The sequence below is a fragment of the Streptomyces mangrovisoli genome (assembly GCF_000974985.2).
In the GTDB taxonomy this organism is placed as follows: domain Bacteria; phylum Actinomycetota; class Actinomycetes; order Streptomycetales; family Streptomycetaceae; genus Streptomyces; species Streptomyces mangrovisoli.
Genome location: NZ_LAVA02000038.1, coordinates 99669 through 119180, shown reverse-complemented (window position 1 = coordinate 119180; position 19512 = coordinate 99669). Strand labels below are relative to the sequence as shown.

Annotated in this window: 11 protein-coding genes; 1 reads left to right on the top strand and 10 read right to left on the bottom strand. The window is 75.7% G+C overall.

The window, feature by feature from the left end; translation table 11 throughout:
* From WN71_RS17990 to WN71_RS17975, 4 genes are all read right to left on the bottom strand, one after another.
* Entirely contained in the window at positions 1 to 198 is a 198-nt protein-coding gene (locus WN71_RS17990; protein ID WP_046582493.1) for a hypothetical protein, read from the bottom strand.
* A 146-nt stretch (positions 199 to 344) separates the two neighbouring features.
* Positions 345 to 752, bottom strand: a complete 408-nt coding sequence (locus tag WN71_RS17985; protein WP_240529687.1) for an SHOCT domain-containing protein — start codon at positions 750 to 752, stop codon at positions 345 to 347.
* 389 nt (positions 753 to 1141) lie between these two features.
* Positions 1142 to 2485 carry a hypothetical protein gene (locus WN71_RS17980; RefSeq protein ID WP_079177932.1) on the bottom strand — a complete coding sequence of 448 codons (1344 nt, stop codon included), beginning with the start codon at positions 2483 to 2485 and terminating at the stop codon, positions 1142 to 1144.
* Positions 2486 to 2616: 131 nt separating this feature from the next.
* Positions 2617 to 3036, bottom strand: a complete 420-nt coding sequence (locus WN71_RS17975) for a DUF7144 family membrane protein (protein WP_046584958.1) — start codon at positions 3034 to 3036, stop codon at positions 2617 to 2619.
* Between the two features lie 360 nt (positions 3037 to 3396).
* On the opposite strand from WN71_RS17975, the gene WN71_RS17970 reads away from it, so the two are divergent.
* Positions 3397 to 4632 (top strand): PP2C family protein-serine/threonine phosphatase, encoded by a 1236-nt coding sequence (locus WN71_RS17970; protein ID WP_046585034.1) that lies wholly within the window; start codon positions 3397 to 3399, stop codon positions 4630 to 4632.
* 93 nt (positions 4633 to 4725) lie between these two features.
* Here WN71_RS17970 and WN71_RS42735 read toward each other — a convergent pair whose 3' ends face one another.
* From WN71_RS42735 to WN71_RS17940, 6 genes are read right to left on the bottom strand one after another with little or no spacing between them, the layout of a single operon-like run.
* A complete protein-coding gene (locus WN71_RS42735; protein ID WP_046584959.1) occupies positions 4726 to 11118 on the bottom strand; it encodes a hypothetical protein in 6393 nt (2130 codons plus the stop codon).
* 31 nt (positions 11119 to 11149) lie between these two features.
* A complete protein-coding gene (locus WN71_RS42285; RefSeq protein WP_046584960.1) occupies positions 11150 to 13876 on the bottom strand; it encodes a hypothetical protein in 2727 nt (908 codons plus the stop codon).
* A gap of 25 nt (positions 13877 to 13901) precedes the next feature.
* Positions 13902 to 16814, bottom strand: a complete 2913-nt coding sequence (locus WN71_RS41945) for a DUF6603 domain-containing protein (RefSeq protein WP_240529686.1) — start codon at positions 16812 to 16814, stop codon at positions 13902 to 13904.
* Positions 16811 to 17878, bottom strand: a complete 1068-nt coding sequence (locus tag WN71_RS17950) for a WD40 repeat domain-containing protein (RefSeq protein ID WP_046584961.1) — start codon at positions 17876 to 17878, stop codon at positions 16811 to 16813. The genes WN71_RS41945 and WN71_RS17950 overlap by 4 nt, the downstream gene beginning before the upstream one ends.
* Positions 17879 to 17918: 40 nt before the next feature.
* Positions 17919 to 18266, bottom strand: coding sequence for a hypothetical protein (locus WN71_RS17945; protein WP_046584962.1), 348 nt, complete (start codon positions 18264 to 18266; stop codon positions 17919 to 17921).
* Complete coding sequence (locus WN71_RS17940; RefSeq protein ID WP_143074843.1) at positions 18263 to 19489, bottom strand: hemopexin repeat-containing protein; 1227 nt, start codon at positions 19487 to 19489, stop codon at positions 18263 to 18265. The genes WN71_RS17945 and WN71_RS17940 overlap by 4 nt, the downstream gene beginning before the upstream one ends.
* Positions 19490 to 19512: the final 23 nt, after the last annotated feature.

Below are 19512 nucleotides of genomic sequence, written 5' to 3'. Positions count from 1 at the left end.
TCACTCCGGCAGCCGCCGCATCTCGATGACGTGCAGCCCCAGGTTCTGGCAGCGGGCCAGCAACCCGTACAGGTGCGCCTCGTCGGTGACCTGGCCGACCAGCACGGTCTGGTGAGGCACGACGAAGCTGTCCAGCTCCGGGAACGCTTTCGTCAGCGTCTCCGACATGTGTCCGTCGACACGGATCTCGTAGTGCATGTGGACGCTTCTCTCGGGAGTCGTGACTCTCGGTCGTCTCTCCTGCGCGCCTGGCGCATCGCCCCTGAGGGCCGGGCGGAGCCGGGTGCGCGTCTGCGAGTGCCCGCATCGCGGGCGGATGCACACCCGGCGTCCGGCCCCGCCGGTCAGGCGGCGGTGAGCACCTTGGCCTTGGCCGTCTCGTACTCCGCGTCGGTGAGGTCACCGTGCTCGTGCAGACCCGCGAGCCTGGCCAGCTCGTCCGCCCTGGACGGCCCGGTGGCGGGAGCCTCGGCCGCCGCGCCCTGCACATAGCTGCGGAACGCCGCGTCGCGCTGCTGCGCCTCGCGTAGGGTCCGTTCGCCCATGCCCCGGCCGCGTGCGATCAGGTAGACGAAGATGCCGAGGAACGGCAGCAGGCAGACGAACACCGTCCAGCCGGCCTTCGCCCAGCCGCTGAGCGAGTCGTCCCGGAACACGTCGACGATGACGCGGAACAGCAACGCGAACCACATCACCCACAGGAAGAACCAGAGCATCGTCACGAAGACGTCGAGCAGCGGGTAACCGGACACAAGAGCCTCCCGGGGACGATCCGCCACCGCTGGGTGGGCGGGGTGGGGGAGCGGACCTGACGCTGTCCACGGTGCCCCCCGGCCCGCCGCGCCGGGATCACCCCGTGCGGGTGGCCTGCCGCGACGCCCGCACCGGGGCCGCCGCCGGGCGGTGTCGCGGGGCCGTCACGGCGCGCCGCGCACCCGCGCGTGGTGAAGTCGGCGGGACGCGGGTCGAGTCGTCGGGACGCGCGAGAAGGCGCGGTGCCCGGCGCCGCGCGACCCCCCGCGCCGACGGCCCCGAAGGGCGCCTCCGGGCCCCGGCATCACCCGTGGCGGGTGGTGTGCCGGTGCGGGCGGTGTGCTGGCCACCCGTGCGAGGGGTCCGCCCGGTGTTCCCGGCGTGGCGGTCACCCGTGCGAGGGGTCCGCCCGGTGCTCGTCGAGCTGCGTGGCCCGGCCGGAGGCGGCCAGCAGGGCCAGCAGGGCCAGCACCGCCAGCAGGATCAGGACCAGGAGCAGGATCGTCAGGACCGTCGGGTGGTTCCACAGCGCGAACACCAGCGCGATCACCAGCAGCGCGCCGAGGGCGATCCACTTGCGGTACCGGTCCGCCCACACGCCCGCCCTCCCGGTGTGCACGTCGTGCGCGTACGCCCAGTTCGCGGCGGAGTCGGCGGTGCGGTCGCTCGCCCCGCGGATCGCGACCGGCACCCGGCCCGGACCGATCAGGTACGCGCCGATCGCGATCACCACGCCCAGCACGATGGCCGTGCGCAGGCTCACCTTCAGGAAGCGCACCAGCGTGTCGAAGATCGACGCGGCGGCCGCATGGGACTGCACCTGGGCCGGCAGGTGGTCGAGGTAGTAGTGGCGTGCGACGACCAGCGCGATCGAGACGACCAGACAGGCGAACGCGGCGCCCAGCGCGGTGCGGGCGAGGGCGCGTCGCCGGTGGTGGGCGAGAAAGACCCCCGCGACGCCGATGAGCACGACGATGATCGGGAGCCAGTTGCCGATGTCGTCCAGCAGCCGGGCGCCCGTACGGGCCTTGGCCAGCTGGTCGGACTGGAACAGCACGAACTCCTTGTTCACCGTGGGGATCGCCTTCGCCGGGCTGAGACCGGCGGCGACCAGCTGGGACTTGAGCTGTTCCACCGCGGTTCCGACGTCGAGGGTGACCGTGCCGCCGTTGACCTCGACCGAACCGCGGCCCCGGCCGGTGAGCGCGTGCACGACCGCGCTGTGGGCGGAGCGGTTGGCGTTCTTCCAGACCGTCGCGAACGCGTCGCTGTGCACGATCCTGGTGGCGATCTTCTGTACGGCGCTGTCGACGGCCGAATCCAGCTGCGGGCCGAGCCCCTTGACGGCGGCGGCCGCCGTCGGCGGCAGGCCCTGCGACCGGAGCCAGGACGCGAGGTCCGCGGCGGCCTTCTCGCCGTCCACCTTCACGTCCGCGGCCTCGGTCAGCCGGTGGACCGCGGCGTCCTGCACATCGGGGTCGGTGGCGAGCGGCGCCACCGTGGAGACGTACCGGTCGGTGTCCAGCGCGATGTCGTGCACCCAGGTGGCGAGCAGGGCGACCGGAACGAGGACGCAGGTGAGGACGATGAGGATCGCCGACGCCGTGTTGCGCAGGATCCGCGTGCCCGTCGATCCGCCCCCGCCCTTCGCGGACCCGGACGCGGACGCGTCCCGGCCGGCTGCTCCGCCGCCGGGCGCGGGACTGGGTTCTGGCTCGTGCGGGGAGCTCATGAGGGCCCTCCGGCTCTCTCGGCGTGCCTTCTGCCCCTATTCCCTCCGCGCACGGGGCAGAAGGCACGCCGAGAGAGCCGTACGGGCGAATCCGGCACCCCTTGCGGACTCGCCCGTCACCCGCCTGGCTCTCAGGTCTCCGAGTCCGGCTTGACCACGCACAGCGCCCAGATGATGAAGCCGTACAGCGCGATCAGCGTCAGCGACCAGACCGGGTAGTACGGGATGGACAGGAAGTTCGCCACGACCAGCAGCGCGGCGATGCCCACGCCGGCGACCCGGGCCCAGGTGGACACCGAGAACAGGCCGACGCTCACGATGACGGCGAGGGCGCCGAGCACCAGGTGGATCCAGCCCCAGCTGGTCAGATCGAACTTGAAGACGTAGTTCGGCGTGTTGACGAAGACGTCGTCGTTGGCGATCGCCATGATGCCCCGGAAGATGTCCAGCACTCCGGCGATCATCAGCATCACCGCTGCGAACAGCGTCAGACCGGTGGCCGCGGCCATCGTGCCGGGCGACCGGTGGTGAGATGGTGCGGTGGTGGTCATGGCGGAATCTCCGTTCCTGAGGTGGCTGCTGCACACAGCCGCTCATCACGAGGCTGCCCTCGCCGACGCACGCCGTCCTCACCCGGGAAGGGTGACGGTGGGCCGACAGGTGAGGCCGGACCGGGACTCCCCGCCCCCGGCCGCCACCGGTGCACCGGGACCCTCCCGTCGAGCCCGTGGCCGGGCGGACCTGCGGGGACCCGGTGGACAATGGCGCCAGGGGGACGCAACGGCCGGTTCGCCAGACGGGCGGGACAGCACATGCCGCAATCCGACATCGACCACGGAACGCACCCCGGGACCGACCGCGGCGCGCAACCCGACGGCGGCCACGGCATGCGCCCCGACCCCGGCCACGGCATGCGTCCCGACGTCGACTACGCCGCCCTCTTCCAGGCGACCCCGAGCGCCAACCTGCTGCTGGACCCGGCACTGACCATCGTCGACGTCAACCAGGCGTTCCTGCGCGTGACCGGCCGCAGCCGCGAGGACCTGATGGGGCAGTACCTCTTCGACGCCTTCCCGGACAACCCGGGCAACCCCGAGGCCGACGGCGTGCACAACCTCAACGCCTCGCTCCAGCGCGTCCTCACCACCGGCCGCATGGACACGATGGTGCTCCAGCGGTACGACATCCCCGTCGCGGACCGGCCCGGTGAGTTCGAGGAGCGCTGGTGGTCGCCGGTGAACACGCCGTTGCTCGACGAGGACGGAGGGGTGCGGTACGTCATCCACCGCGTCGAGGACGTCACCGCCTTCGTCCACTCCCGCGATCTGCCCGGCAGCCACGAGCTGACCCGGCGTGAAGAGGCGATGGAGGCCGAACTCTACGCCCGCGCCCGCGAGTTGCAGCACCTGAACGAGGAGCTGAGACAGGCGCACGCCCGGGAACGGCAGGTCGCCGTCACCCTTCAGGAGGCCATGCTGCGCTCCCCGGACCTGTCCCGGCACCCCGATGTCGCCGTGCGCTATCTGCCCGCCGTGGGGTCCCTGAACGTCTGCGGTGACTGGTACGACGTGGCGGACCTGTCCGAGGACCGCTTCTCCGTGGCGGTCGGCGACGTCGTCGGGCACGGTCTGAAGGCGGCCACGGTGATGGGCATGTTGCGCAGCGCCCTCAGCGCCGCGATCCGGGCCGTCGCCTCACCGGCCCAGGCGCTCGAACTCCTCGGCCTGTACGCCCGTTCCGTGGAGGGCGCGACGGCGGCCACCGCGATCGACGCCATGATCGACACCCGCAGCCGGCTGATCATCTACAGCTGCGCCGGGCATCTTCCGCCGATCCTGCTGCACCCCGACGGCAGCCACACCCTGCTGGACCAGGCCACCGATCCACCGCTCGGGGTACGGCCCGAGCACGTGCCGCGCCCGCAGGCCGTGCAGTCCTACCACCGCGGCGACACCCTGGTCCTGTACACCGACGGCCTGGTCGAGCGCCGGGGCGAGGACATCGACGAGGGCCTGGCACGCCTCACCGAGGGCCTCGCCCGCTACGCCCGGCTGGCCCCGCAACGCCTGGCCGACGCGCTGCTGGCGCACCTGGGCGTCAGCGTGGGCGCCCGCGACGACATCGCGCTGGTGGCCGTACGGCTGTGAGGGCACGGCGAGGCCGCCGGAGCCGTGCCGGAACCAGGCCGGAACCGGGCGAACCCGATCGGAACAGGACCGGGAGCAGGCCGGGGCGGCCCGTCACGGCCACGGCTCGGTCGGGCGGACGGTGTCGAAGGCCAGCCCGCTCGAACTCCCCCCGGTTCCCGGGGCCTTCTCCCGGCGCACCCAGCTGTGCCACGAACCGTCGTACCAGCGGGCCAGTACCGGACGCCGGGTCAACCGCACGCCCTCACGCGGGACTTCCTCCTCATGGATGCGGACTCCGGGCACGATCAGCCGTCCGGGCGGCGGGGGTTCGGTGCCCGGTTCGTCCTGCGGCACCGCCTTGAACCGCGTGGACAGCGTCCCCTCGCGAAGGACGGGTTCCGGGACCAGCGGGAGCCAGTAGTCGGGGACCGTCGTGCGCACCGCGTAACCGGGCAGGTTCCCGGCCGGCGCCGGATCGGGCGGTGCGACGCGAGCCCAGCGGTCCCGCAGATCCGTCGGCACCCCCCGCCCGTCGGTGCAGCGGTGCCGGACGGCCCAGGCCAGATTGGCCAGTTCGTCGCGGGCCAGCACCACCTCCTCCAGCGGCTCACCCGCCTGACCGGGCTCGGTCGGCAGCACCACCAGCGCCGACGCCGCGGGGTGGTCGGCCTCTGGGGCGTGCAGCGTGAACATCGACCAGGACGGGTCGTCCAGGCCCGCCCGCCGCACCAGGTGCTGCCGGCCGAACACGTCCCGCACCAGCAGTTGGTCCAGGGTGGTGAGCGAGCCCGCGGGCACCTCCAGCGGGGCCAGGAACCAGTCGTTGCCGTAGACCGTGGCGAACGAGATCAGCAGCAGCCGCCCGGTGTCCAGGGTGGACACCTCCGTCGCCCCCAGATCGACCCGGGCGTCCTCCATCTCCCAGAACCGGTCGGCCGGCAGCCCGCCGTAGCGGACCGTCGTGGGCACGCTCTCGCCCGAGAAGGAGCGCGGGGCCGCCGCGGGCGCGGCCACCACCTCGTCACCGGTGTGCACGTCCAGGGCGTACCAGTCCAGGCCGTCGCCGAGATACTGGTCGGCGCGCAGCACGGTGCCGCCCGTGGACAGTTCGGCCGCGTACTCCAGGCGCTGCGGGGCGTAGCAGTCCGGTCCGGCCCCGGCCAGCTGCCCGGCCCACCAGCGACGCCACCGTCCGGTCACCTCCGCGAACGCCGGGTCCGCCGCGCCGCCGAGCGTGCCCGCGTCCAGCGCGGCCGCCACCGCGGCCGCGTCCGGCACCCGGCCTTCGAGCAGTCCGACCAGGCTCATGTCGGGCGTTCCGTCCGCGAGTTGATGCGCCGTCAGAGCGGTGACGGCGGCGGCGAGAACGCCCGCGTCGTCCGCCATGCGCAGCAGCGCGGCGCCGCCTTCGGCGCGCAACCGCTCGTCGGCGCGCACCGGTTCGTCCTCGATCTGCACGTCCAACGGCCCGAGCCGCGGATCGTACGGCACCCAGTCCGCCGCCCCCACCGGGCGCCAGGCGTCGATCGGGGCGCTGCTGCCGCTCATCCGCACCACGGCGGGGGAGCCCGCGTCCTGCGCGGTGAACTCCCCGAACTGCCACTGCCGGGTGAGCAGCCAGAGCGGGTCGTGCACCCGTGCGGCCAGACCGGCCTCGATGTCGTCCGTGCGGTGCCCGGGCTCCAGCCGGAACGGGCCGTCCGGGTCGGTGTTGGGGCGGCGGGTCTCGATCGCGGCGAGCGCCTGTCCCGTGCCGCCGTGCGCCGGGATCTGGATCGCCGGGAGCAGCTGGTTCATGCCGGGCAGATCGGCGATGTCGACGGCCCGCAGTTTCGCCGACTCCAGTGTCTCGCGCAGCACTTGGACGAGTCCGTCCGAGGTCCAGCCGCGGTCCGTGTCCGGCGGTACGGCGATGAGCACGCTGTGCGGGGCCTTGGCGTCGGGCCGGTCGTAGTGGAAGGCGACCCCCGTCAACTCGCTCTGTTGCGGGGGCCCTTCGGGCGGGGTGCCGGGCTGCGGGACACCTCCGGCGGTCGCGGGCTGCGGGGGCGTTGCGGCGTTCTCGGGCTGCGAGGGGCCCGCGGCGGGCGGGGGCGGCGGGTCGGAGCCGGGCAGCAGCTCGATCCACTCGTCCAGCAGCAGACCGGCCGCTCCCGCGCCGGGGGCGAGGTCGACGGGGGCGTGCCAGACGACATGGACGGTGGCCGCGGGGCGCTGCCCGCCCGGGAACGGCCCGCCGATCCAGCAGTCGGCCGCCGCGGCCGGAGCCTGCGCCGCCCGCAGCGGCTCCGTCCGCCCGCCGCGCGCCCCCGCGAGCAGCAGCGACTCGTGCAGGGCGCGCACCAGCGGCCGTACGGCGGCGTTGCGCCGCAGCCAGTCCTCCAGGTCGGCGCCGGACACCTCGCCCCGGCCGTCCGGAACGGTGGTCAGCGACGGCAGCAGCGGGACGTCCGCGCCCAGCACCTCTCCCAGCGCCGCCCGCGCCCGCGACAGCCAGCTCTCGACCGGCCCCGCGGCGGGCGGTTCGGCGGCCAGCTCGGCGAGGTCGGGCGCGGCGGGGTGCGGCGACACCTGCGGGTCGGCGGCGAACCGGGCCAGCCGGGCGCGGAGTTCGCCGAGGTCTGCCGACGGGTCCGGCGGCCCGGCGGTCCCGGTCGGCTGACCGGCCATGTGGACCGGCAGCAGCGGCTGGGCGGTGGCGAGCAGCGACCGGATACGGGCCGCCCGTCCGCACAGGCCGCTCCACCCGGGCCCGCCGAAGGTCACCTGCGCCCCGGCCGGGGCGCCGAGCACGGCCAGAACCGCGCCACGCAGCCGGGCCTGCTCCCCGCCGGCGTCCAGCACGGAGGTGAGCGCGCCCAGCCCCAGCCGGTCGATCCTCACCTCGAACGCCCGCCCCCCACCGGCTCCCCCAGGCACGCCACCTCCGACATCACCGGGCTCCGCGCCTCCGCCACGATCAGCCCCGCCGCCGCTCGCCCCGCCGCCGGTCGGGCCGCCGTCGGCTTCCGCCGTGCCGCCGACCGCCGGGCTGCCGGGCGTCGCCGCCGAGCCGTCGGACGATCCCGCCCCGCCGCCCGTCACGCCGCGGGCCTCTCCCGTCGGCCCGCCGCCGCCCGCCGGGCCATCGCCGCCGTCCGCCGGGCCGGCCCCCGCCGGGTCACCGGCCCCTTCCGGTGCGTCGCCGTCGCCCTCCTTCGACGGCACGCTCAGTACGCCCGTGATGGTCCAGGCCGCCGCCGGGCCCAGCAGGTGGGCGGTCCAGGTCTCCAGGGCCGGCTGGAGCGTGGCGAGGGGGTCCGTGGGCCAGCCCGTCGGAGCGCCCGGCGCGGACGGCAGCAGCGCGGCGATGCGGTGGGTCAGCGCCCGCGCCCGGCGCGGGGTGCGCAGGACGTGGAAGTCGTCCGGCACGTTCTCGCCGCGGCCCAGGGTGTCGGCGGTCAGCCCGGCGCGCACCGGGTTCCCGCCGACCAGCTGGTGCACGCTCTCGGCCAGCACCAGGTCGCCCACCGCGTCCAGCGCGTCGGCGAGGTCGTCCAGCAGCGGAGCCACCGCGTCCCGGTCGGCGTCCGGCACCACGGGCGCGCCGTCCACGTCGCTGGGCAGCGCCGAGGCCCCGGAGCCCGCCCGCACCAGCGCCATCCCGTCGACGACGTTGCGGGCCGCGACGGCCTCCGCGCTGCGCGCCCACAGACCGGCGTCGGCCCCCGGACCCTGCGGCTCGGGCACGACCGGCAGCGGGAACCGACGCCGGAAGCGGTCCACGAGATGGTCCAGCTCGGCGTCGTGCAGCGCCCGTTCGAACCGGTAGCCGAGCAGCGAGCCGAGTTCCTGGCCCTGGCGCACCCCGCCCACCAGCCAGCGGGCGACGCGCGCGCGGCGGGAGGTCAGGTCCACGGCGTACGTCTGCTCCCCGGGGTGCCCGAGGAAGCCGGAGCGGAGCACGGCGGCGGTCGCCGCGTGCTGGAGCGACGGCGCGTGGATGTAGCCGTCCTGGTCGGACACCTCGACGGTGGTGTTCTCGCCGTCCAGCTCGACGTCCGCCTGCTCGCGCCCCTGCGCCGGCCGGGGCAGCTCCTGCACCCAGCCGTAGCAGCCGTAGCGCACACCCCCGGCGCCGGACGACCGCAGCTCGGCGAGGCGCCGGGACGCCAGCGAGGTGACCCAGGCGTCGACGCGGTGCGCGTGGACGTCGACGACCTCCAGCAACAGTTCGGGCAGCCGGCTCACCGGTACGGCGGCAAGCGTCCTCAGGGCCTGCTCGAACCGGGGGAGCGCGCCCGTCGCGCGGACGGCGGCCGCGACCCGTTCGGCCCGGTCGTGGCCGGTCAGTCCCTCCAGTACGTCCGCGACCAGCTGGTCCACGTCCGCGGTGACGGCGAGGGCCTGGCGCAGCGGGTCGTCCGTGCCGTCGTCGCCCTCGAAGAAGGCCCAGTTGGGCAGGAACAGCAGGGCGTCGAGCAGACCGGTCGCGTCCGGGGGGCCCGGGTCGGCGGCGGGCGAGGCGTCGTCGGGAGGGGGCGCGTCGGACGCGTCGGACGTGTCGTCCGGGGGAGTGCCGTCCGCGGCGGGAGTTCCGTCCGGGGAAGGGCCGCCGTCCGGGGCCGGGGTGTCCGTGTCCGCGGGCGTCCCCGCGGCGCCCGTGCCGAGGTCGAAGAAGGTGGCGCGGCGCGGCGGCGTGTCCCGTCCGGAGGACAACTGCACCGGCCAGGCCCGGTCGTAGCCCTCGGCGTCCAGCTCCCCGGCCAGGAACGCGCGCACCGCGGCGAAGTAGTCGGCGGTGGCCGTCGCGCGGGCCGGGAAGGCGACCGCGTCCGGCGCGAGCCGGGTCACGAACCGCGGTACCCCGGTCTCGTCGTCCAGGCCCCAGCCGAGATCGGTCCAGCCGTCCGCGTTCGTCGTCCAGCGCAGCACGCCGGCCGGGGACAGACCCGGCACCCCCGGTTCGGCGGGCGGCTGGTCGCGCGGGGTGCGCGGCACGGCGAACCCGGGGCCGTCCAGCCGCCGCATGGCCAGCCCGGTCGCCACCGGCAGCCGCTGCAACGCGTCCACCGCCACCTGGTCCACCGGCTGGTCGGGCCGTACCCGGGGAATCAGGTCCGCGGCGGCCACCGCCGCGCGCCAGCGGTCCCGCAGCCGCAGCAGCCAGGGCGCGAGCAGCGCGTCCACGTCCTCGGGCCGCCGCGGGCGCCAGTCGCCGAGCGAGGTCACGGGCAGCACCCCGTACGGCTGCCGCCCCACCCGCAGCATCGGCAGCGGCCCGCGGCTGCGGACGTGCTCGGCGAGGTGGTCGCGGACCGCGCGCCAGGGCCGGGCCGACCCGGTGGCCGTCACCTGCCGGGTGCCCAGGTCGAGTTCGGACACCGCGGCCTCGGCGAACCCCTTGCCCAGCGTGGGCCAGGTGAGCAGGGTCAGCGCGGCGACCGCCGCGGGCTCCGCGTCGGCCGCCCCCGGGCAGCCGCGCAGAAAGCCCGCGTCCGGCAGTCCGAGGGCACCCGCCAGCGCGTCCGCGACCGGGCGCGCGCCGGCCTCGGGGTCCGGGTCCGGGCCGGGGTACCCGGGGGCGGACGACCAGCCGGACCGGGCGCGGGGGGTGTTGTTGGTGGCGGTGCCCGCCGGGAGCAGGCCGAGCCCGCCGCCGTACCGGTGCCCGTGCAGCAGGTCGCGCAGCCGGGCGGCACCGTCCGCGGCCGAGTCGGCGCGCACCCCGACCACGAGCAGTTCGTCCAGGTGGTCGACGCCCTCGGGCAGGATCAGTTCGACGGCCATGCCCGCCTTGACCGCCTCGAACCAGTCGGTCTCCCAGCCCTCCTCGTCGGCGCGCAGCAGCCCGACGGGCAGCGGGTCCGGCACCGGACGGCCGGGCTTGTCGACGACCACCTGTCCGGCCACCAGGCCGACGAACCGCCACCGCTTGGGCAGCGCGGCCGTCCGCTGCCGGCGTCCGCCCGGGTCGGCGGCGATCACGGGCGGCGCCGCACCCGGCCGGCAGGCGGCGACCGCCCACGACGCGCGCTCCGGGCGCAGCCGGTCCTGCACCCGCTGCCAGGCCTCGGGCCCCGGGGCCCGCCAGTACCCGGTGCCGGCCTCGGCCTCGGCGGGGCTGAGCGCGGGATCGAACCGGGAGAGCAGGATGTCGTCGGGGTAGACCCGCACCCGCAGCGTGCTCGGCTCCCACCAGATGGTCTCCACCCGCACCGGCAGCAGGGCGATCGGGTCGGTGTTGCCGTCGGGGAACAGCGGGGTGCCCTCGCCGAGGGCCTGCGCGAGCGTGTCCGCGGCGCCGCCCACGAGGGCGTCGAGCCCGTCGGCGGTGCGCTGCGCCTCCGCCTGGGCCGCCTCGGCGGCCGCCAGCAGGTCGGGGGTCGCGCGCTCGTCACCGGCCCGAGTGGCGTCCTGGAGCCGCCGTACGACGGCCAGTTGCTCGTCCGCGTGGGCCTGCGCGGCGTCCGCCTCGGTGCGGGCCCGGTCCAGTTCGGTACGGGCGCCGAACGCGTCGGTCATCTGCGGTGTGCTCCTGTTCTCGGCGCCGGACTCACCCGCCCAGCAGGGCGGCGGCGTGGAAGGCCAGCTGGAAGGGGTGGCGGAAGGCGATGCGCGCCATGTCGGCCGCGTCCCGGCCCCAGACCGGCGGATCGACGGGCGGCGGCGGGCTCGGCGGGACGGCGGGCGGTTCGAGGTGCACGCATCGGCCGCCGTCCACGCCGACGCTGTCCCAGGCGAGGTCGGCCCAGCCGCCCGGCGACGCGGCGTCGTCCGGCTCGGGCGCATCCCGCGGGTCGGCCGGGGCGTCGAAGCCGAACTGGGTGCCCCGCATGGGCTCCCGGAAGACGAAGAACCAGTCCTCCTCGCGGGCGCGTTGCTCGTCGATGCCGTCGAACAGGTAGAGCACGGTGGACTCGTCGAGCGCCATCGGGGTGCCGGGCACTCCGGCGAAGTCGGGGGGCAGCCTGCCGTCCTGGCCGCGCACCGCGAGCAGCGCCGTGCCCGGGAAGCGGCGCAGCAGGTCACCGCGGACCAGCACGGTCAGCGCGCCGGAGCCCCCGCCGCGCACCCGGCTCTCCAGACTGGCGTCCAGCGGCCAGCGGGCGATCTCGTCGATGTCGGCGTCGGTCCCCGGCCAGAACCGGGCGAACGGAGTGCCGCGCTGGTCGGTGGGGAACTCCCGCCACAACAGCTCGCGGTTGAACTCGTGGTTGAGGCCCACCAGCACGGCGGCGACGAACTCCGGGTTGGTCTCCAGCAGCGTCACCGAGTCGGGCGGCAGCCCGCCGATGCCGGGGATCGCCCACTCCGGCCAGCGGGTCAGCAGCTCCGTCGCGATGGGCACCGTGAACGTCGGGTGCGCCATGATCGGGCCCAGCGGCCGGGGCCCGTCGTCCGTGCGCCCGGCGTCGAAGCCCGCGCAGATGCGGTCGGCCATCCGGCGCAGCTGGAGCCGCGACGGGCCGATCCCGGCGCGCAGGTCGCCCGGCAGGCTCCGGTCCATGCCGTCGGCCTCGCCGAGCTGTTGCTCCAGCACCGGCACGGGCCGCTCCGCGGCGGCCACGTTCTCCCCCGCGGCCACGCCGTCCGCCGTGGCGCGGGCGGCCCGGCGCGCCAGCGCGCCGCCCCGGCGGGTCAGCCGGACGAACGACGTGTCGGCCGTCCCGGCCATGAGCCGCGACCGCCCCAGCGCCGCGGCGAGCGTGCTCGTCGGGGCGCCCGAGCCGTCGGTGCCGGGCGCGGACACAGGCGTACGGCCGCCCGCCGGCGCCATCACGGTGACCAGGTCGGCCACCCCGAGCGGGTCGAGGTGCTTGCGCTGGGCCCGTTCGGCTGCGGCGGCGGCCAGCTCACCGGCGGCCAGCAGCCGGTTGGCCCGGCGGATCTCGCCGACCTGCTCCCACGCGCGCGCCATCAGGAACTCCTGCTCCTGCTGCACGTACCGGGCGCCGAGCGCGGCGGCGACCCGCCTGCGGACGTCGAGGTTGAGCGTGCCGAGCCAGCCGCCGGGATCGGCGGGGACGGTCTGCTGCCCGGTGTGATGACTGCCGTAGAGGGGCGGCGCGACGGCGGCGGTGTCGCGGTCGTCCTCCCCGACGTCGTCCGCGTTCCCCGTACTGTCGGCGCCCGCGCTTCCCGCGCTTCCCGTGCCTTCCGTTCCGCCCGTGCCTTCCGTGCCGCCCGCGTCTCCCGCGCCCTGCCCGCCGTCCGGGCCGGCCCCGCCGTCCGGACCCGCCCCGCCTTCGCCCCCGCCCGTGGCGTCCGCCTCGGCCGGGTGCGCGCGGCGCAGCGCCGGGGCGTCCAGGCGCTCCCGCAGCAGTGTGCGGAAGCGGTCCTGGGCGGCGGTGTCGGACCAGACCTCGGGCGCGGCCGCGCCCGGCGCCCGCAACGCGCCGTCCAGGGCGACGGTGGCGGTCCCGACGGGCGGCTCGGTGGGCCAGGGGCGCCCGACGTCGACGACCCTGCTGCCCAGCCCGGCCTCGGCCGCGGGGCGGAAGCGCAGTCGGCGGGCCAGCTTCTCGAACGTGCCGGCGGCTCCGGTGCGGAAGGTCCACCAGTGGTAGACGGGCAGGTCGACGGTCGTACCGTCGCCGTGCGGCCAGGCGGGGCCCAGGTCCGTCGACGAACCCGCCGCGTGCAGCCCGGCGTCCCGGCCCGCGGCGGTGGCCGGCACCACGGCGGCGATCCAGCCCCGGTCCGGGGCCAGCCTGCGCGGGCACACCAACCGGGCGACCACCTCGGCCGAGTGCTCGCGCAGCCCCTGCGTGGCGCGCTGCCGCGCGGTGTCGAGGTCGGTGACGTCGTCCGGGAGGCGGGCCTCCACATGCGCCCAGGCCCAGCGCTCGGCCGGCGGGGGCAGGGCGGCGACCGGCGCGGTGAGCACCGGGAGCGGTGCCGCGTCACGCGGCGGCGCGGCCTCGTCGTCCGCCAGCACGACGAGCGTCATCCACGGCAGCGGGGTCGCCCCCGACGGCGTGGCCGCGGAACCCGTGGACAGCAGCCAGGGCAGGTCCGCGTGGGCGAACTCCACACTGGCGAGGATGTTCTCCGCGGCCTCGGCCGTCCCGGGCGGCGGCTCCTCGCGCAGCACCAGCGACCGGTCGAAGCCCTGCACATGCCCGGGACCGAGCAGGGTGAGCGACGGGCCGGGGAGGGCCTGCCGGTCGTTGCCGCCGCCGCCGGAACGGTCGAACGCCACCTCCGTGCGCAGCGAGGAACCGTCCGCGGAGGCCGCCGCCCCGAGCCGCGCGGAGGAGAAGAACCATCGCGTGCTCACGCCGGCTCCCGGCGGCGGGTTCGGCTCATGAAGGCAGCTCCCAGCTCTCGACGAGTTCGACCGGTGCCTGCGGGCCGGGGGCCCGGTCGCGCAGCGCCTCCCAGGCGTCGGCCGAGGCGTTGACCAGGGAGACGTCCGCCAGCCGCGGCAGCAGGGTGCCGGCCGTCACCAGGTTCAGCGTGGGCGGCCGTACCCGCACCAGGGGCTCGGGCGCCCGCCAACGCGCCAGCCGCTCGCCTGGGTTGAGCGAGAACACCGCCTCGTGCCCGAAGTGGCCCGGCCAGCGGGTGAACTCCTTCGGCCGCAACGGCGGTTCGTACGCGGTCTCGTAGCCGTCGTCGACCCGGTGCCCGGGGCCGAGCGCGGTGCCCTCGACCGGCACCAGCACACCGCCGGCGTACTCGGCGAGGGCGGGCGCCGTGAGCTGCCGCTCCTCGTCCAGGTCGAAGAAGTCGCCGGGCACGAACCGCTCCGGCACGGGCGGCAGATGCCCGGCGTCCTTCGCGGTGCCGCCGAGGGTGACCGAGGCCAGCGTCCAGGTCTGCGTCGGCACCGGGCGGCGCTCGAACCGGGAGACGGCGATGCCGAGGGGCACCACCCGCTGGCTGAACCGCAGGGTGGCGTCGGGGTGCACGAGCAGCCCCTCGGCCAGCTCCCCGGTGGCGGCGGGGGAGAGGACCAGCGCGGTGCGGTCCGCGGACGGCCGCTCCGCCACCCAGGACCCCGGCCGCGCGACGGCCTCCCGCAGCGGAACCAGCGGATCGCGGCCCGGTTCCGGGAGGGCCGCGGGCGGCGCGCCCCAGTGCACGTCGAAGTCCAGGTCGACGTCCCAGAACAGCACCGAGATGCTGCCGGTGCCGTACGCGCGCCAGGGCGCGGGGCCCACCAGGGTGAAGTCGAGGGCGACACCGGCGAGTCGGTGGCCGAAGGCGCGCACGGCCACCCCGCCGCGCACGTGCACCGAGAAGAGGAACACCGGGTCGAACACGAACAGCGCGTCCAGGCCGAGCCAGCCCGTGACCCCGCACCCGGCGATCGTCGCGTCCAGCTGCACCTGCCCGCCGAACATCGCGGCGTTGGAGGTGATCGCGAGATACGCCTCCATGCGCAGTCCGAAGCCGTTGCCGGGGGCCAGGTCGACCTGGAGCCGGCGCAGTGCGGGGACCCGCGCGGGGCGGGCGTAGCGCGGGTGGAATCCGCCGGCGGACAGCACGAACTCGGGCTGCGCCCCGCCCCGGATCAGCAGATACAGCTCGCCCCGCACGGCGAGCCCGACGATCCACGAGCCGGCGAGCGAGACCAGCAGCTCGAACTCGGGCACCGACGGGTCGAGCCGGCCGAGCACCCCGGCCTGGAGGCGGATCAGCGGGACGGCCGGGTCGGGCACCGCCACCAGCAGCCGCCCGATGAGCACCGCGCGCACGGGGGCGGGCAGTTCCAGTACCAGCGCCCCGGACAGCGACACCATCCGGCCGCCCCAGTTGAGCCGTACCATCGGCCCGATCAGGAACCGGCCGGGGGCCACCGGATACACCGCGACCAGCGACTGGACGATCTCCGCGGCGCGTTCGGCGGGTTGGTCGGGGAAGAGCACACGGTCGGCGTTCCCGTCGGAGACCAGCTGCCGCAGGGCGGTGGCGTCGACGCGTCGGTTGACGCCGACCTGCCCGCCGATGGCGTCCAGCGCGAAGCCGAGCCCCACCTGGATCCCGGGCGGGGGGAACCGGGCCGACAGCAGCACCAGGAAGCTGGTCGGCGCGGTGCCCGTCGGGGCCCGCAGCAGCGCCACGGCCTGGAGTTGGAGCACACCGAGGTCGAGCGCGATCAGTCCGGCCCAGCCGCCGTCCGGGGTGCGCCGGACCAGCCCGCCGCCGGAGACGGGCGGCAGGTCGAGGGCGGCTCCCAGACCGTCCGGGAACAGCTCCCGGGGCCGGACCGGGCCGCCGCCCCGCCGGGGGACGAGGAGCGCCAGGAGCGGCAGGTCGATGCCGGTGTCGGCCAGGGTGATCCGCAGCGGCAGCCGCGGCAGTGCCGCCTCCAGCGACAGGGACAGCGCGAGCCGGGGCTCCGTGCCGTCGAGGGCGACCCGCAGCGCGGTGTCCCGCAGCCGCACCCCGGCGACGGAGAGCCGTAGCGGAAGGGGGATACGGGGCCCGCTGCCGCCGTCGAAGACCAGCCCGGTGTCCCGGTCGGCGCGGGCCGTGACGTCGACCGGCCCCGAGCCGCCGGACATCGGCCCGGAGCCGTCCGCGCCGACCAGGCCCGCGAGCGCCTTCGGCAGGACGGCGGCGGTGAGTCCGCGCAGCTCCACCGTGACGGCGGGCGGCGCCGCCGGGGTGGCCGTCACGGTCACGGTGACGCCCTCGACGGCGATGCACGGACCCTCGGCCGGGCCCGCGCCCAGCCTGCCGGTGCGCTCCAGCCGGATCGTCGCGGTGCCGGTGACGGGCGGGGCAGGCCGGCCCGGCCCGAAGGCCGCGTCCCAGCCGTCCGGCGCGGCGATCTCGGCCTGCACGGTCCACGGCCCGTTGGCCGTCGGCGGCAGCCGCAGGGCGGAGCCGGGCGTGACCACCACGTCGAAGACCGGGCCGTCCGGTGTCACCCCGAGCACCGCGCGCCCGCCCGCCGGGCCGTCGCCGGTCAGGACCAGCGCGACACCGAGGGGACCGCCGGGCGCCCGCCGCCAGCCCGCCAGCCGCAGCGCCGAACCGTCCGTCAGGTCGCCGAGCGCGTCCCGTACCAGCTCCACCAGCTCGTCGCCCGGCGGCAGCCGGTCGTGGACGGCCAGCAGCCGCCCGGCCAGGACCGTGCCCGCGGCCGACGGCTCGTCGCCGAGCTCGGGCAGCCGGCCCAGCAGGTCCCGTACGGCGTCCCCGGCGAGCGCGCGCAGTTCGTCGGCGATCCGGTGCAGGATCTCCCGCGCGTCCACGGCCGTCATCCCGCGCCGAACGGGCCGTTGTCGAGCAGCACCGCCCGGTTGAAGCAGCCGATGGCGAGCAGCCGGCCGTCCGGGCTGAAGCCCATCGCCAGCACCTCGTCGGTGCCCACCGCGTAGTGCTCCTTGCCGTCCAGGTCGAACAGGCGCACCACGTTGTCGACGCAGGCGCTGGCCGCCACCTTGCCGTTCGGGCCGAACGCCACATGGGTGACGGCGCCGACCCCCGGGTCCGGGGCGGCCGGATCCAGCTTGGGCGCCCGGCCCCGCTCGACGCCCGACTCGGCCTCCAGCACGCGCGCGAACCCGTCCGAGCCGCCCACCACGCTCCAGCGGCCCTTCGGGTCGTACGCCAGGCAGTGCGGCGCGGTCACCTGGTCGTCGACGTCGTCCTCGGCCGGCCACAGCTGCGCCCCGCCGTCCGCCTCGAACACGCGGGTGGTGTCGTCGGCCGCGCAGCACAGCACGAGGGACGCGTCGGGGGAGAAGGCGACGGCGAACACCGCGTCGTCCGGTGTGAGCCGGCCGGTCTCGGCGCCGGTGTCCAGCCGCAGCACCCGCGCGGAGCCGGCCTGGTGGTGGTCGCCGCCGTGGCGTTCGTCGATGGCCAGCGCGATGAGCGTCCCGTCGCGGCTGATGTCGGCGCCGGCGATGAGCGGGGTGTCGACCGGGATGCTCCGGACGGGCGAGCCGGTCGCCCCGTCGAGGACGAACACCGCCGTGTCGGTGACGGCGACGACCCTGCCGTCCGGCAGGAACCGTACGAGGTTCACCGCGTCGCCCGGCTGCGGCGGCCCCTGCCAGAGCACGGCGCCGGTCGTCGCGGAGCGCAGGAAGACCTGCTCGCCGTCGGCCACCGCGAACACGGTGCCGTCGGGGCCGAAGGCGAGGGAGGTGACGAACCCGGAACTCGGCACGTCCAGCGGGGGACCGATGCCGGTGGCGCGCACCCGCACCACCGAGTCGCCGCCGCCGCTCGCGAACCGTGTGCCGTCCGGGCTGAAGGCGATGGCCTGCACCCCGCCGTCGTGCTCGACGGTCAGGGCCACGGAACCGGGGTCGCCCATGCCCGCACCTCCTCCGCGTGTCGTGTCGTCCGGGATGCGCCTAGGCGACCGGGGACGACACGTCGAAGGCCGCGGTGCCACCGCGAACCGTCACCGTGACCGTCGCCGGCGTGAGGCGGTCGGGGTTGTCGAACCGGTACAGCGCGTACGCGTTCGCGCCGGCCAGCCCGATCGTGGGCAGGGGTCCGGCGGCGGGCTGCTCGGCGACCGTCAGGGCCGTTCCGTCGGCGAGGAGTTCCACGGTGACGTCGGTGTCCTGGAGGCCGTCCGACTCGTCCACGGCGATCGCCACGGTGACCCGCACGGAGTCGTCGGCGCCCTCGCCGAACGCCGGGACCACCCAGAAGTCGCCGGCCGCTTGGGGTTCTTCGGGATCGACCGGGCTCATGGCACCTGACACCTCACGGTCCATTCGTTCGTGAACAGGATGGCTCCGCCGTTGCAGACGTCGACGACCTGGCCGCGGAAGTCGACGTCGATGGAGAAGAAGCTCCCCGCCGCGCCGGTGGCGCCGGGTTCGTCCCGGCCCACGTACTCCGCGCCCGAGCGCCGCTGGGGCAGGTACATGTCGAAGCGGTTGCCGTTGCCGACCGAGGCGTTGCGATGGCCGTAGGTCAGATCGACCGCGAACTTGTTGCCGGGGCTGCCCGCGGCCTGTCCGTCCTCGAGGAAGTTGTCGTCGGCGGAGCCCGGACCGGGGCGGGAGCGCATCTTGCGCGGGGTGGCCACGCCGTTCTCCCGGAGGATGAAGGGCACGGGCTGGTCGCCCACCTTGAGTTCGCCGCGCACGTACTGCCGGTACTCCCCGCACGCCGGGACCGAGGGGATCGCGTCGTCGAACACCGCGTGCAGGTCGAACGAGCCGCCGCAGCGCACGTCCGGCTGGGTGCGCCTGCTGCACGGGTCCAGCCGGGCGGGGATGTCGGGGGGCCTCGCCGGGTCGGCCTGCGGCCACTCCAGGACGTCGTCGAAGGAGGCGGTGAAACCGGCCCGGACCAGCTCCGGCCACTTGTCCGGCTCGGTGACCGGCAGCGGGTAGCCGGGGCGGACCTTGCTGCCCTGGATGTCGTAGTTCAGATAGCTGCCGCCCTTGAAGAAGTAGGCGGACCCGTTGCCCCAGTTGACCGCCGCGTCCACGCCGGTCCGGAAGGCGGCCGGGAAGTCCGGCCAGCCGTCGCCGATGTCGCGGGGGTAGAGGGTCCGGTCCACGAAGTCCTGGGCGATGTCGTAGCGGACGTACTTCGAGCCCTTGAAGAAGAACGCGCGGCCGTCGCCCCAGTTGACGGCCGCGTCGATGCCCGCGGCGAACGACGCGGGCAGCGCCGGCCACTGGTCGGCGATGTCGTGCGGATAGAAGGAGGCGTCCACCGAGTTGTCGGTGGCGTCCCAGCGGACGTACTGCGGGCCCTTGAAGAAGTAGACGAAGCCGTCCGGCCAGGGCACCACGGCGTCGATGCTCTGGGCGAACGGGGCGGGCATCGCGGCCCACCCGTCGGCGACGGCGCGCGGATAGCTGCCGTGGTCGACGGTCTCCGCACCGGTCGCCGGGTCGATCTCGTAGCGCACGTACGAGCCGCCGCGGAAGAAGAACACGGTCCGTGCCCGTGCCAAGGCTGCTCCTCTCGTAGCCGGGC

Coding starts and splice junctions, on each gene's coding strand:
- WN71_RS17990 (WP_046582493.1), bottom strand. CDS start 198: ATGCACTACGAGATCCGTGTCGACGGACACATGTCGGAGACGCTGACG.
- WN71_RS17980 (WP_079177932.1), bottom strand. CDS start 2,485: ATGAGCTCCCCGCACGAGCCAGAACCCAGTCCCGCGCCCGGCGGCGGA.
- WN71_RS17975 (WP_046584958.1), bottom strand. CDS start 3,036: ATGACCACCACCGCACCATCTCACCACCGGTCGCCCGGCACGATGGCC.
- WN71_RS17970 (WP_046585034.1), top strand. CDS start 3,397: ATGCGTCCCGACGTCGACTACGCCGCCCTCTTCCAGGCGACCCCGAGC.
- WN71_RS42735 (WP_046584959.1), bottom strand. CDS start 11,118: ATGACCGACGCGTTCGGCGCCCGTACCGAACTGGACCGGGCCCGCACC.
- WN71_RS41945 (WP_240529686.1), bottom strand. CDS start 16,814: ATGACGGCCGTGGACGCGCGGGAGATCCTGCACCGGATCGCCGACGAA.
- WN71_RS17950 (WP_046584961.1), bottom strand. CDS start 17,878: ATGGGCGACCCCGGTTCCGTGGCCCTGACCGTCGAGCACGACGGCGGG.
- WN71_RS17945 (WP_046584962.1), bottom strand. CDS start 18,266: ATGAGCCCGGTCGATCCCGAAGAACCCCAAGCGGCCGGCGACTTCTGG.